Genomic DNA, 13,808 nt, shown 5'->3' with positions numbered 1-13,808 from the left:
GTGTATAAGAGACAGCCGCCAACCCCCGCACCACCGCGACCGCGTCCCCGTGCCGCTCCGCCACCGGCACCAGCCCCAGATGCCGCGACGGCGTCTCCATCTCCGCCGCCCGCCGCAGCACACCGAGCACCGGCACACCCGACTCGTCCAGTGCCTCGCGCAGCAGCGCCTCGTGCCGGTCGGACGCGACCTTGTTGAGGATCACTCCGCCGATCCGCACCTCGGGGTCCCACGACGCGAAGCCGTGCACCAGGGCGGCCACCGACCGGGACTGCGAGGAGGCGTCCACGACGAGCACCACCGGCGCCCGCAGCAGCTTCGCCACCTGCGCGGTGGACGCGAGTTCGCCCTGCCCGGCGGCGCCGTCGTACAGCCCCATCACGCCCTCGACCACGGCCAGGTCGCAGCCCGCCGCGCCGTGCGCGAACAGGGGCCCGATCAGCTCCGTACCGCACAGGTACGCGTCGAGGTTGCGGCCGGGCCGCCCCGTCGCCAGCGCGTGGTAGCCGGAATCGATGTAGTCGGGCCCGACCTTGTGCGGGGACACGGCGAGGCCGCGCCCGGTCAGGAGCGCCATCAGCCCGGTGGCGACGGTGGTCTTGCCGCTGCCGGACGCCGGGGCGGCGATGACGAGACGCGGCACCGTCACCCGTGAGCCGGGGGAAACCGGGGAAGCGTTCACCACTCGATGCCCTTCTGCCCCTTCTGCCCCGCGTCCATCGGATGCTTGACCTTCGTCATGTCGGTGACCAGATCGGCGAGTTCGACCAGCGCCTCGGGCGCGTTCCGCCCGGTGATCACGACATGCTGTGTGCCCGGCCGGTCCCGCAGCACCCGTACGACCTCGTCGGTGTCCACCCAGCCCCAGTGCATCGGGTACGCGAACTCGTCCAGCACGTACAGCCGGTACGTGCGCGCCGCGAGGTCCCGCTTGACCTGCTCCCAGCCCTCGCGCGCCGCGTCCTCATTGGAAAGCTGCTTGTCGCGCTGGACCCAGGACCAGCCCTCGCCCATCTTGTGCCAGTCGACCGAACCGCCCTCGCCGCTCGCCCCCAGCACCTTCAGCGCGTGCTCCTCGCCGACCTTCCACTTCGCCGACTTGACGAACTGGAACACCCCGATCGGCCAGCCCTGCGTCCAGCCGCGCAGCGCGAGCCCGAACGCCGCCGTCGACTTGCCCTTGCCGATGCCCGTGTGGACGACGACAAGGGGACGGTTACGGCGCTGCCGGGTGGTGAGCCCGTCGTCCGGCACGATCGCCGGCTGTCCCTGTGGCATCAAGCTGCCTTCCTGTTGGCGCCCCGCGTGCCCTGTACATCCCTGACCAGCCCCGCGATGCTGTCGGCGCGCAGCTCCTCCAGCGTGACGGCCGTGCCGCCCAGCTCGCCCGCGAGCGCGACCGCCAGACCGAGCCGTACCGGCCCCGACTCGCAGTCCACGACCACCGACGCCGTGCCCTCGGCGGCGTGCAGCCGCGCCGCGCGCGTACCGAGCGCCACCGGGTCGGGCCCGCCCGTCGCCCGCCCGTCCGTCACCACGACGAGCAGCGGGCGCCGCGCGGGATCGCGCATCCGCTCCACCCGCAGGATGTCGTGCGCCTTCAACAGCCCGGCGGACAGCGGGGTGCGCCCGCCGGTGGGCAGCGTCTCCAGCCGTACGGCCGCCGCGTCGACCGACGAGGTCGGCGGCAGCGCCACCGTCGCGTCCTTCCCACGGAAGGTGATCAGACCGACCTTGTCGCGCCGCTGGTAGGCGTCCAGGAGCAGCGACAGCACCGCGCCCTTCACCGCCGACATGCGCTGCCGCGCGGCCATCGACCCGGAGGCGTCCACCACGAACAGCACCAGATTGCCCTCGCGCCCCTCGCGGGTCGCCTGCCGCAGATCGTCCCGCCGCACCACCAGCCCGCGCCCCGAACGCCCGCGCGCCCGCTGGTGCGGGGCCGCGGCCTGGACGGTCGCGGCCAGATGCAGCTTGGTCAGCGTGCCTCGTGGCCGCCGGGCCCCGGTCGTACGGCCGTGGTCGGTACGGGCCCGCGAACGGCGCCCCGCCGCGCCCTCACCGAGACCGGGCACGCTGAGCATCTTCGTACGGAAGGGCTCGGCGGCCCGCACGGCGGACTGCTCACCGCCCCCGGCGGGCCGGCCGCCCTGAGCTTCCTCGGGCTGCGCAGGCTCCCCGGGCTGCGCAGACTCCTCGGGCTGCGCGGGTGCCTCCGCCGTATCGACAGGCCCGTCCGCAGGTCCCTCGGGTCCGTCCTGCGGCGGCTGCCCGCCCCCACCCGGCCCGTCGGGATCCGGATCGTCCTCAGGGGTGTCGTCCCCGCCGCCGAACTCCTCCAGCGTGTCGTCCAGCTTCTCCTCGTCCAGCCCCGGCGCGTCGAACGGATTGCGGCGCCTGCGGTGCGGCAGCGCCAGCAGCGCCGCCTGCCGTACGTCCTCGGCCAGCACGACCGTGCGCCCCGCCCACGCGGCGAGCGTCGTCGCCGTCCTGGCCATCACGATGTCGGCGCGCATGCCGTCCACCTCGAACGCGGCGCACGTCGCCGCGATCTGGCGCAGCGCGGCGTCACCGAGCCGTACCTCCGGCAGCAGCGCCCGCGCGGCCACGACGCGCGCCCGCAGCTCGTTCTCCTGGTCGGCCCACCGCGCTGCGAACCCCGCGGGGTCGTCGTCGTAGGCGAGCCGCCGCCGTACGACCTCCACCCGCAGATCGGGCTCGCGCGACGCGGCGACCTCGACGGTGAGCCCGAAGCGGTCGAGCAACTGGGGCCGCAGCTCGCCCTCTTCGGGGTTCATCGTCCCCACGAGCAGGAACCGCGCGGCGTGCCGCACGGAGACGCCCTCACGCTCTACGTAGGAGGCGCCCATCGCGGCGGCGTCCAGCAGGACGTCGATCAGGTGGTCGTGCAGCAGGTTGACCTCGTCGACGTAGAGGATGCCCCGGTTGGCGTCGGCGAGCAGCCCCGGCTCGAAGGCCTTCACGCCTTCCGCCAGCGCCCGTTCGATGTCCAGCGCACCGACCAGCCGGTCCTCGGAGGCGCCGACGGGCAGTTCGACCACCCGGGCGGGCCGCGACGTACCCGGACCCGTCTCGTGCGGTCCGTCGGGACACGCCGCGTCGGGCGCGTCGGGGGCGCAGGAGAAGCGGCACCCGGCGACGACCGCGACCTCGGGCAGCACCGCGGAGAGCCCTCGCACGGCGGTGGACTTGGCGGTCCCCTTCTCACCGCGTACCAGCACGCCGCCCACGGCGGGGGACACGGCGTTGAGCAGCAGCGCGAGCCGCAGATCGTCCTGCCCGACGATCGCGGTGAAGGGGTACGGCGTACTCACAGTGCCTCCAAGGCATGGGTCGGCGTGTTCGGCCCGTCCGGCGTTCGAGTCCTCACTCGCCGCCCCCTTCGAGATCGCCCTCGAGCTCCAGATACGTCGCCCGCAGCCGCTCCAGCGTCGCCGGGTCCGGCTCCGCCCACAGCCCCCGCTCGGCCGCCTCCAGCAGCCGCTCGGTGATCCCGCGCAGCGCCCACGGGTTGGACTGCCGCATGAACTCCTGGATCGAAGGCGCGAAGACGTACTCGGCCGACAACTTCTCGTACATCCAGTCGTCCACGACGCCCGCCGTCGCGTCGTACCCGAACAGGTAGTCCACGGTCGCCGCCATCTCGAAGGCACCCTTGTAGCCGTGCCGCCGCATCGCGGCCATCCAGCGCGGATTGACCACCCGCGCCCGGAACACCCGGTGCGTCTCCTCGCCCAGCGTCCGCGTCCTGACCTGGTCCGGCGTCGCGCTGTCACCCACGTACGCCTCGGGCGACCCGCCCGTCAGATGCCGCACCATCGCGACCATCCCGCCGTGGTACTGGAAGTAGTCGTCCGCGTCGACCAGGTCGTGCTCCCGCGTGTCGACGTTCTTCGCCGCCACCTTGATCCGCCGGAACGCCGTCTCCATGTCGCCGCGCGCCGCCCGCCCGTCGAGCCCGCGCCCGTACGCGTAACCGCCCCACACCGCGTACACCTCGGCGAGGTCCGCGTCCGACTGCCAGTTCCGCGCGTCGATCAGCGGCAGCAGCCCCGCCCCGTACGCGCCCGGCTTCGACCCGAAGATCCGCGCCGTCGCGCGCCGGCGGTCACCGTGGAGCGCCGTGTCCTGATCGGCGTGCGCCCGCACGTAGTTGGTCTCGGCCGGCTCGTCCAGCTCCGCCACCGCCCGTACGGCGTCGTCGATCAGCCCCACCACATGCGGGAAGGCGTCCCGGAAGAAGCCCGAGATCCGCACCGTCACATCGATCCGGGGCCGCCCCAGCTCCGCCGCGGGCACGATCTCGAAGCCGCTGACCCGCCGCGACGCGTCGTCCCACACCGGCCGGCAGCCCAGCAGCGCCAGGATCTCGGCGATGTCGTCGCCCTGGGTGCGCATCGCGGACGTGCCCCAGACGGTCAGCCCGACCGACGCCGGATAGGCGCCCGTATCGGCCAGATACCGGGCGACCAGCGAGTCCGCCAGCGCCTGGCCGACCTCCCAGGACAGCCGCGACGGAATGGCCTTGGGGTCGACGGAGTAGAAGTTGCGGCCGGTCGGCAGGACGTTGACCAGCCCGCGCGTCGGCGACCCGGACGGGCCCGCCGGGACGAAACCGCCGTTCAGCGCGCGCAGGATGTTGTCGATCTCGTCCGTCGTACGGGCCAGCCTCGGCACGACCTCGGTGCAGGCGAAGCCCAGCACGGCCACCGCCGACGGCAGTTCGTGCCCCAGCACCTCCCCGACCAGCGGGGCCGCCGCCGACAGCTCCCACCGCCGCTCCTCCATGCCCTCCGCGAGCCGCCGGCACAACTGCTCCAGCAGGTCGATCGCGTCCGCCGCCGACCGCGCCGGACCCGCCACCAGCTCCGTCAGCTCCACCGGCACCTTCACCGGCGCGCCCGGCTCGCCCAGCAACTCCTTCTCGACCAGCCCGAAATGCTCGGCGAGCGCCGCCCGCAGGCCCGGCAGCGCGTTCGCCTTGCCTCCCCACACCTGCGAGGCGCGCAGCACGGCGAGCACCAGATTGACCCGGGCCTCGCCCTCGGGGCCGCCGCCGAGGATGTGCAGACCGTCCCTGATCTGGACGTCCTTGATCTCGCACAGGTAGCCGTCGACGTGCATGACGAACGAGTCGAAGTCGTCGTCACCCGGCTGCTCGTCGACATGCAGGTCGTGGTGCAGCTCGGCGGCCTTGACGAGCGTCCAGATCTGGGCGCGCACGGTCGGCGCCTTCGTCGGGTCGAGATCGCTGACCAGGGCGTACTCGTCGAGGAGTTGCTCCAGCTTGGCCAGGTCCCCGTAGGTGTCGGCGCGCGCCATCGGCGGCACCAGATGGTCCACGACCGTGGCGTGGCCGCGCCGCTTGGCCTGCGTGCCCTCGCCGGGGTCGTTGACGATGAACGGGTAGATCAGCGGCAGTTCGCCGAGCACCGCGTCCGGGCCGCAGTTCGCCGACAGACCGAGGCCCTTGCCGGGCAGCCACTCCATCGTGCCGTGCTTGCCCATGTGGATGATCGCGTCCGCGCCGAAGCCGTTGCGGTCGGCCGCCGTCTCCAGCCAGCGGTACGCCGCCATGTAGTGGTGCGACGGCGGCATGTCCGGGTCGTGGTAGATCGCGATCGGGTTCTCGCCGAACCCGCGCGGCGGCTGGATCATCACCACGACGTTCCCGAACCGGAGCGACGCCAGCACGATGTCGTCGCCGTCCACGTAGAGCGAGCCCGGCGGCTCGCCCCAGTGCTCCAGCATGCTCGCGCGCAGCCCCGGCTCCAGCTTGTCGAACCAGGCGCGGTAGTCCGCCAGCGGCACCCGCGCGGGCGCCACGGCCAGTTGCTCCTCCGTCAGCCACTCCACGTCGTGGCCACCGGCGTGGATGAGCCGGTGGATCAGCTCGTCGCCGTTGTCCGGGTGCGCGTCGGCGCCGTCCCCCACCACGTACCCGGCGTCGCGCAGGGCGTCCAGCACCCGCACCGCCGACGCGGGGGTGTCGAGGCCGACCGCGTTGCCGACGCGTGAGTGCTTCGTCGGGTACGCGGTGAAGACCACGGCCAGCTTCTTCTCCGCGTTCGGCTTGTGCGCCAGCCGCGCGTGCCGCACCGCGATCCCGGCGACCCGCCCGGCCCGCTCGGGGTCGGCGACGTACACCGGTACCTCGTCCGGGCCCTGCTCCTTGAAGGAGAACGGGACCGTGATCAGCCGCCCGTCGAACTCCGGGATGGCGACCTGCATCGCCGCGTCCATGGGGGACAGCGCGGCGTCCGACGCATCCCAGGCGGCCCGTGACGACGTCAGACAGAGTCCTTGCAGGACGGGTACGTCGAGGTCGGCCAGCGCCCCGATGTCCCACGCCTCCTCGTCGCCGCCCGCCGACGCGTCCGAGGCGACCGTGCCGCCAGCCGCGAGCACGGTCGCGATCAGCGCGTCGGCCGAGCCGAGCCGTTCGTACAGGGCGGGATCGGCACCGCGCAGCGAACCGCAGTACACCGGGAGGGCGTTCGCGCCGCGCTCCTCGACGCGGTCGCAGAGCACGTCCACGAAGGAGGTGTTCCCGGAGAGGTGGTGCGCGCGGTAGAAGAGGACCGCCACGGTCGGCCGCCCTTCCACAGAGGCGCGCTCGCCGTGCACGCCCCACTCGGGCATCGCTCGCGGCGCCTCGAACCCCTCGCCGGTCAGCAGCACCGTGTCGGAGAGGAACCGCGCCAGCTCCGCCAGATTCTCCGGCCCGCCCTCGACCAGATAGCGCAGTGCCTCGGCCACCACACCTGCGGGCACCGACGAGTCGGCCATCAGCTCCGCGTCCGGCACCGACTCGCCACCCAGCAGCACGGTCGGTATCCCGGACGCGGCGAGCGCGGCAAGACCGTCCTCCCAGGCGCGCTTGCCGCCGAGAAGGCGTACGACCGCGATCCGTGCCCCGGCGATCAGCGCCGGCAGCTCGTCGGCGGCGTCGACCCGCGTCGGGTTGCCGATGAGATACGGCGCGCCCGACGCACGGGCCGCGAGCAGATCGGTGTCGGCGGTGGACAACAACAGGACGGTGTTTGCCGTGGTCATGGCGCTCCAGGTGCGATGAAGGGAAGTCCTGACGGGGCGCCCGACTCGATCAGCCGCAGCAGCGCGTCCGTGTCCGCGTGTTCTTCGATCAGATCGCCGAGGAGGTCGAGCTGCTCCTCGCGCAGGGTGGCGAACGAGGTGTCGGGGGCGGGTACGAAACGGCGCCCCGCCGCCGCGGCCACCTCGCGCAGGAACGCGCGCCGGAAGCCGTCACTCTCCAGCGAGCCGTGCCAGTGCGTGCCCCACACCGGCCCGACGCGTGTGCCGTCCAGGCGACGACCGGCGCGGTCGACGAGGAACGGATCGCCGCCTTCCACGGAGGCGACGCCGTGGTGGATCTCGTACCCCTCGACCCGCTCGCCCAGCGCCTCGCCGACCGGCCGCGCCAGCGTCTTCTCGCGGGCGAACTCGACCCGTACGGGCAGCAGTCCGAGGCCGTCGACCGAGCCCGCGCGGGACTCGACGTCGTCCTCGATGTGCTCGCCGAGGAGCTGGTAGCCGCCGCAGACGCCGAGGACGGGGCGGCCCTCGGCGGCGCGCCGCAGCAGCGCGTCGGCGAGACCGCGCTCGCGCAGCCAGGCCAGGGCCCGCACCGTGCCGCGCGTACCGGGGACGATCACCAGGTCCGCGTCGGTGATCTCGTCGGGGCGGTCCACGAACCGCACCACGACGCCCGGTTCGGCCGCCAGCGCGTCCACGTCGGTGAAGTTGGACATCAGCGGCACCGCGCAGACGGCGACCCGCAGGACCTCTTCTCCGTACGGAGGCGTCACCACCGACTCGCGTACGGGGCCTCGCAGCGAGACCCGCAGACCGTCCTCCTCGTCGATGCCCAGCCCCTGCCGGAACGGCAGCACGCCGTACGTGGCGCGGCCGGTCAGCCCGCGCAGCATCTCCAGACCCGGCTCCAGCAACGACACGTCGCCGCGGAACTTGTTGACGAGATAGCCCGCGACCAGTGCCTGGTCCTCGGCGCTCAGCAGCGCCGTCGTACCGAAGAAGGACGCGAAGACGCCGCCCCGGTCGATGTCGCCGACCACGACGACCGGCAGCCGGGCGGCCCGCGCGACACCCATGTTCACGATGTCGGTACGCCGCAGATTGATCTCCGCCGGACTTCCGGCGCCCTCGCAGATCACCGCGTCGTAGGTGCTCCGCAGCTCCTGAAGACAGTCCACGACGGTGCCCAGCAGGGTCTCCTGGCGGCCGGGTCCGCTGCCGTCGCCGTGGTAGCCGCGGGCGCTCAGCTCACCCACCGGCCGCCCCATCAGCACCACTTGACTGCTGCGGTCGCCGCCCGGCTTGAGCAGGACGGGATTCATCAGCGCCGTCGGCTCGACGCGCGCCGCCTGTGCCTGCATCGCCTGTGCCCGGCCGATCTCGGCGCCCTCGCGCGTCACGAACGAGTTCAGCGACATGTTCTGCCCCTTGAAGGGCGCCACCTTCACACCCCGGCGCACGAGCCAGCGGCAGATACCCGCCGTGACGACGCTCTTCCCGGCGTCGGAGGTGGTCCCGGCGACCAGCAACCCGCCCCCGAGCCGTTGTCCGCCGCTCATCGGCCCCTCCTCTCAAGGAGGTGACCGGCCAGCAGCCGCCCGGCCACGCAGACGCCGAGCGCCAGCACGCCGACGCGCCGCGACAGTTCGACCGCCCGCTCGATGTCGGCCACCTCGACCGGCCGGCCGCCGCCGTTCAGCACCGGCCGGTGCTCGACCCGTCCGCCGTACGCGAGGGTGCCGCCGAGCCGTACGCCCAGCGCGCCCGCGAACGCGGCCTCCACGGGGCCCGCGTTGGGGCTCGGATGGCGGCCCGCGTCGCGCCGTACCGCTCGCAGGGCCCGCGCGGGCGCGCCGCCCGCCACCGCGGCCAGCGCCGCCGTCAGCCGGGCTCCCGGCCAGCCGGCCACGTCGTCCAGCCGCGCCGAGGCCCAGCCGAAGCGCAGGTGCCGCGGCGACCGGTGCCCGACCATCGCGTCCAGCGTGTTGACGGCGCGGAACGCGACCAGCCCCGGCACCCCGCCGAACGCGCCCCAGACCAGGGCTCCCACGACGGCGTCCGAGGTGTTCTCGGCGACGGACTCCACGACGGCGCGCGCGATCTGCTGTCCGTCCAGGCTCCGCGGGTCCCGCCCGCACAGATGCGGCAGCCGCTCCCGCGCCACCTCGACGTCCCCGGCGGCCAGTGCCCCGCCGACGGCGCGCGCCTCGCGCCCCAGCGACGTACCGCCCACCACGGTCCAGGTGACGGCGGCGGTCAGGGCGACGGACGCGGCGGGACGTTTCCGCAGCCCGTGCGCCACGAGCGCGGCCGCCCCGGCCGCACCCCCGGCGCACAGCGCCGTGTGCAGCGCGCCCCAGCCCCGGTGGTCATGCCACAGCAGCCGCTCGACGGCGCCCGCGGCCCGCCCGAAGGCGGCGACCGGATGGCCGCGCCGGGGATCGCCGAAGAACCGGTCGGCGAGGAGACCGGCGGCGGCGCCGTACGCGAAAACACTTCCCTGGGCCGGTACTTCGCGGCCCGCCGAACACTCGGCACGCATCGCTCAGCCCGCCGATACGCCTCGGGAAGCTCTCCGGGTTCTCGGCGTTCGTGGGGTTCTCGTACTCACAGCTCTGGACGCGACAGCTGAACCGCAGCCGGGCATGGCGACATGTCCTCACTCAGGGTCCGCGCCCCGGTTCGACGTGATGCGGCGACAAGAGTTCCTGGCTTCCGGGGACATGGCTGTCCCCGGTCACAGTGGCGGGACCGCGCCGGATTCGCACCGGCTTCCTCTCGCTGTCGCCGTATTGGCCTCGGCAGTCCACCACGCGTGCGAATCTCCGTCAACCAGGCTTTGACCTGCGGTGGGGCAGTGTGCCGAGGCCCACACGCGGCGGGCGCCTCCGGCGCGTGCGACGGCCGGATCGCGAGCGCCGACTCCGACGGGTGGGCGCGCTCGCCCACCCGCGGGCGAACCGCCGCTCGCCCATCCGCCCGAACCGCGTTGCCACGCGAGCGCGGTGGAGGGGGTGGCCCCGTGTACGGGCCACCCCCTCCACCGCGTCCGATCGCGCCGCGACGCGTCCGGCTCAGGCGACGATCATGTAGATCCCGTACGACACGGCCGCCAGGCAGAGCCCGAAGCAGACGTACGCGCCGGTGCGGGCCAGCGCGACGGAGCCGGTGCCCGTGGTGGCCGTGGCGGTCGTCGTGCCTTGAGCGGGTGCCGCGCCCTTCGAGAGCCCGACGATGCCCAGGGTGAACAGGCCCACCAGAGCGACGGTGGCCACGAGACTGACTCCGAAGACGGAGCCGAGCGCCGCCCAGTCGATGTTCATGCTGAAAGTGTCCTTCGCTTCGTCGGGCCGCTGACGCCGATGTCGACCACCGAGGTCAGACGGTCGCGGACCGGGCCGGTTCGGCGGTGGGTTCGGCGGTCCCCGGACCCGGGGCCGGGATGGTGGCGGCGATCTCCGACGCCGGACCGCCCACGGGGGGCGGGGTGACGGCGGCGATGGCGGCGGTCACGACGCCCGGGGGCTCGGCCGCCCCGGTGGGTTCGTCGGTTCCGTTGACGTTGGTGTGGTCGACCGGCTGGCGGCGCGACGCGAGCCAGATGACCGTCGAGAGCGCGACGAGCAGCGCGGCCGTGGCCCCGATGCCCCACGGGCCCTGCCCGGTCAGGAACTCGGCGCCCGCCGCGACCAGGCCGGCGGCCGGCAGGGTCAGACCCCAGGCGATGAACATCCGGGTGGCGGTCGACCAGCGGACGACTCCGCCCTTGCGGCCGAGGCCGGCGCCCATCACCGCGCCGGAGCAGGACTGCGTGGTGGAGAGCGAGAAGCCGAGGTGGGACGAGGCGAGGATGACGGTCGCCGCGCTGGTCTGGGCGGCGAAGCCCTGCTGCGGACGGAGGTCGGTGAGGCCCTTGCCCATGGTCCGGATGATGCGCCAGCCGCCGAGGTAGGTCCCCAGCGCGATCGCGACACCGGCGGAGACGATGACCCACATCGGGGGGTTGGAGCCGGGGGCGAGGACGCCACCGGTGACGAGCGCGAGGGTGATGACACCCATGGTCTTCTGCGCGTCGTTGGTGCCGTGGGCGAGGGACACGAGACCGGCCGAGGCGATCTGTCCCGCGCGGAAGCCCTTCGCGGTCGACTTCTCGTCCGTGTTCCGGCTGATGCGGTACGTCAGCCGGGTGGCGAGCATCGCGGCCAGACCGGCGACCAGCGGCGCGGCGAGCGCCGGGAGCAGGACCTTGGTGACGACGACCCCGCCGTTGACACCCGAGGCGCCGACGGACATCAGCGTGGCGCCGATGAGACCGCCGAAGAGAGCGTGGGAGGAGCTCGAAGGAAGGCCGAGCAGCCAGGTGAACAGATTCCACAGGATGGCGCCGACGAGCGCCGCGAAGATCACTTCGGTTCTGATGCCCTGTTCGTTGATGAGCCCGCCGGAGATGGTCTTGGCGACCTCGACCGACAGGAACGCGCCGACCAGATTGAGCACGGCGGACATCGCCACCGCGGTCTTGGGTTTCAGGGCGCCGGTCGAGATGGTCGTCGCCATCGCGTTGGCGGTGTCGTGGAAACCGTTCGTGAAATCGAACACAAGAGCCGTCACGATCACGATCGCGAGCAGCAGCGTGAGGTGTTCCATTTACCCAGGCAATCGTTTGACGTCATCGGCCGTTCAGGAACGTAGGGATGTTGGGTGAACGGAAGATGAACTGAGGCAGGCGTTGCGGTGTCTCCCCGTGGGGGGTGTCGCCCCCGCCGGTGAACCGGCCTGTGGCCACGGGAGTTCGAGCGTGCCGCCGGAGTCCGCCCGGCCCATGCGGCGCCCGGCCCGAGACCCGTCTGCGGCCCCTTCCGGGCGGCGGCGGAAGCCCGGTTCGGACCGGGCCGGGCGGCACGGAGAGATATCGCTCAAACGTGGACCCCGCCAACCTCCTTGAACCACCTGGGAGGATCGCCGTATGACGGAGACCGGACACACCCACGGGCAGGCGATCGAACACGCGTGGCGGGACCTCGTCGCCACCGCCCGCCGGAGCGCGGCCGACGGACTGGTCGTCGGCACCTCGGGCAATGTGTCCGTACGCGTCGGGGAACTGGTCCTCGTCACGCCGAGCGGGGTGCCGTACGACCGGCTGACGCCCGAGGACACCGTCGCCGTGGATCTCGACGGCCGACAGGTCATCGGCCGCCTCAGGCCCACCAGCGAGCTGCCGATGCATCTGGAGGTCTACCGGCACACGGACGCCGGCGCCGTCGTGCACACCCACGCCGTGCACGCCACCGCCGTCTCCACCCTCGTCCCCGAACTCCCGCTGATCCACTACATGGCGGCGGACTTCGGCGGCCCGGTCCGGGTCGCCCCGTACGCGATGTACGGCACCGGCGCCCTGGCCGAGAACATGGTGCGCGCGCTGCGCGACCGCACGGGCTGTCTGCTCCGGAACCACGGCACCGTCACCTACGCCGACACCCTGGACAAGGCATACGACCGCACGGCCCAGCTGGAGTGGATGTGCCGCCTGTGGCTCACCGCCTCCGCCGTCCCCGGCCGCACGCCGTCCCTGCTCTCCCGGCAGCAGGTGCGGGACGTCGAGGAGCAGCTCAAGGGCTACGGCCAGCGGAGCTGACCACGCCCGCCGGCAGGGCCGCTCACGCCTCCCCGCGTCACCCCGGACGCCCGCTCCACTGGCCGTACCGGCATTCCGTGCCGACACTGGGGAAATGCGCCCGGCCAGAGCGACGGCAGCAGCCGTCACCACAGTGATCGGTGTCGGCACGGCCGCTGTGGCGGCCGGCCGGTACGCCAGCGACGTCGTGCTCAAGCCGTCCGGACGACCACTGCCGGGCGACCCACGGCTCACCGTGCACGCCACCGCCGCGGGCCGCATCACCCTCACGCGCTGTCTCGCCTCCCTGCGCCCCGGTACCTACGGGCTGGAGTCCACGGAGATCCAGGCGGTCGTCGGCCCCGTCATGGACGACGTGCCGCACCGCGCCGACACGGTCGTCCGCCGGCTGGAGCGCGTCGGCCTGGGCACCCTCGGCGCCGGCAGCCGCGTCCGGCTCACCCCGTGGCTCCACCGCGGCGACCCCGCCACGGCGCTCGGCATCGCGTACGACCGGGTGGAGATCCCCGGCGAACTCGGCGCGCTGCCCGGCTGGTTCGTGCCCGGCAGCCGGGACACCTGGGTGATCACCGCGCACGGCCTCGGCAGCACCCTGGAGCACCCCATGAATGTCCTGGAGTTCCTGGTGGACCAGCGGCTCCCGGTCCTGAACCTGGCCTACCGGGGCGACCACGGCGCCCCGCGCTCCCCGGACGGCCTCGGCCACCTCGGCGACTCCGAATGGCGCGACCTCGATGCCGCGATCCGCTTCGCCGTCCGGGTCGGCGCCGAACACGTCGTCCTGTACGGCTGGTCCGTCGGGGCGACCATGGCCCTGCACGCCGCCGGGAAGTCCGGGCTGCGCGACCGGATCAGCGGACTCGTCCTGGACAGCCCGGTCCTCGACTGGGAGAGGACCCTGCGCGCCCTCGCCACCGCCCGCCGCACCCCGGGCCCGCTGCTGCCGCTCGCCGTCCGCGCGGCGCAGGGCCGGACCGGACTGCGCGGCGGCCGGCTGCCCGTGGTCGCCGATCCGGGCACGCTCGACGTCCCGACGCTGATCCTCCACGGCCCCGACGACGTCCTGGCCCCCTGGTACCCCTCCCGCGAACCTGTC

The 13,808-nt window shown here is 73.3% G+C and carries 10 protein-coding genes and 1 riboswitch; of the genes, 2 read left to right on the top strand and 8 right to left on the bottom strand.

Features of this window, described 5'->3' with window-relative positions; translation table 11 throughout:
• The 8 genes from P3L51_RS30345 to P3L51_RS30310 form a co-directional block, all read right to left on the bottom strand.
• Window positions 1-649 (bottom strand): cobyrinic acid a,c-diamide synthase CobB (locus P3L51_RS30345; RefSeq protein WP_354608532.1); only part of this gene is annotated, 649 nt, incomplete at its 3' end.
• 29 nt (window positions 650-678) lie between these two features.
• Window positions 679-1,278 (bottom strand): cob(I)yrinic acid a,c-diamide adenosyltransferase, encoded by a 600-nt coding sequence (cobO, locus tag P3L51_RS30340; RefSeq protein WP_354608531.1) that lies wholly within the window; start codon window positions 1,276-1,278, stop codon window positions 679-681.
• Window positions 1,278-3,335 carry a putative cobaltochelatase gene (locus P3L51_RS30335; RefSeq protein ID WP_354608530.1) on the bottom strand — a complete coding sequence of 686 codons (2,058 nt, stop codon included), beginning with the start codon at window positions 3,333-3,335 and terminating at the stop codon, window positions 1,278-1,280. Before P3L51_RS30335 ends, cobO begins: the two co-directional genes overlap by 1 nt.
• Before the next feature lie 52 nt (window positions 3,336-3,387).
• Window positions 3,388-7,077 (bottom strand): cobaltochelatase subunit CobN, encoded by a 3,690-nt coding sequence (gene cobN / locus P3L51_RS30330; protein WP_354608529.1) that lies wholly within the window; start codon window positions 7,075-7,077, stop codon window positions 3,388-3,390.
• Window positions 7,074-8,636 (bottom strand): cobyric acid synthase, encoded by a 1,563-nt coding sequence (locus tag P3L51_RS30325; RefSeq protein ID WP_354608528.1) that lies wholly within the window; start codon window positions 8,634-8,636, stop codon window positions 7,074-7,076. Before P3L51_RS30325 ends, cobN begins: the two co-directional genes overlap by 4 nt.
• Window positions 8,633-9,619 (bottom strand): cobalamin biosynthesis protein, encoded by a 987-nt coding sequence (locus P3L51_RS30320; protein ID WP_354608527.1) that lies wholly within the window; start codon window positions 9,617-9,619, stop codon window positions 8,633-8,635. The genes P3L51_RS30325 and P3L51_RS30320 overlap by 4 nt, the downstream gene beginning before the upstream one ends.
• A 160-nt stretch (window positions 9,620-9,779) precedes the next feature.
• Window positions 9,780-9,855, bottom strand: a riboswitch (cobalamin riboswitch).
• 296 nt (window positions 9,856-10,151) lie between these two features.
• Window positions 10,152-10,400, bottom strand: coding sequence for a hypothetical protein (locus P3L51_RS30315; protein ID WP_354608526.1), 249 nt, complete (start codon window positions 10,398-10,400; stop codon window positions 10,152-10,154).
• 55 nt (window positions 10,401-10,455) lie between these two features.
• Entirely contained in the window at window positions 10,456-11,724 is a 1,269-nt protein-coding gene (locus tag P3L51_RS30310) for an inorganic phosphate transporter (RefSeq protein ID WP_354608525.1), read from the bottom strand.
• A 319-nt stretch (window positions 11,725-12,043) separates the two neighbouring features.
• Between P3L51_RS30310 and P3L51_RS30305 the strand changes: the two genes are divergently transcribed.
• Together P3L51_RS30305 and P3L51_RS30300 are read left to right on the top strand one after the other, a co-directional pair.
• On the top strand, window positions 12,044-12,712 hold the full coding sequence (locus tag P3L51_RS30305) for a class II aldolase/adducin family protein (protein ID WP_354608524.1): 669 nt from the start codon (window positions 12,044-12,046) through the stop codon (window positions 12,710-12,712).
• A gap of 94 nt (window positions 12,713-12,806) precedes the next feature.
• The coding region (locus P3L51_RS30300) for an alpha/beta hydrolase (RefSeq protein WP_354608523.1) at window positions 12,807-13,808 on the top strand (1,002 nt) is incomplete at its 3' end.

This window comes from Streptomyces panacea, from assembly GCF_040560175.1.
In the GTDB taxonomy this organism is placed as follows: Bacteria; Actinomycetota; Actinomycetes; order Streptomycetales; family Streptomycetaceae; genus Streptomyces; species Streptomyces panacea.
Note: the sequence above shows the minus strand (reverse complement) of the source record. Positions and strands in the feature narration are given on the sequence as shown.

Bases quoted from the DNA above. Each gene is read 5' to 3' on its own strand.
- cobO (WP_354608531.1), bottom strand. From the start codon at position 1,278: ATGCCACAGGGACAGCCGGCGATCGTGCCGGACGACGGGCTCACCACC.
- cobN (WP_354608529.1), bottom strand. From the start codon at position 7,077: ATGACCACGGCAAACACCGTCCTGTTGTTGTCCACCGCCGACACCGAT.
- P3L51_RS30325 (WP_354608528.1), bottom strand. From the start codon at position 8,636: ATGAGCGGCGGACAACGGCTCGGGGGCGGGTTGCTGGTCGCCGGGACC.
- P3L51_RS30320 (WP_354608527.1), bottom strand. From the start codon at position 9,619: ATGCGTGCCGAGTGTTCGGCGGGCCGCGAAGTACCGGCCCAGGGAAGT.
- P3L51_RS30315 (WP_354608526.1), bottom strand. From the start codon at position 10,400: ATGAACATCGACTGGGCGGCGCTCGGCTCCGTCTTCGGAGTCAGTCTC.
- P3L51_RS30310 (WP_354608525.1), bottom strand. From the start codon at position 11,724: ATGGAACACCTCACGCTGCTGCTCGCGATCGTGATCGTGACGGCTCTT.
- P3L51_RS30305 (WP_354608524.1), top strand. From the start codon at position 12,044: ATGACGGAGACCGGACACACCCACGGGCAGGCGATCGAACACGCGTGG.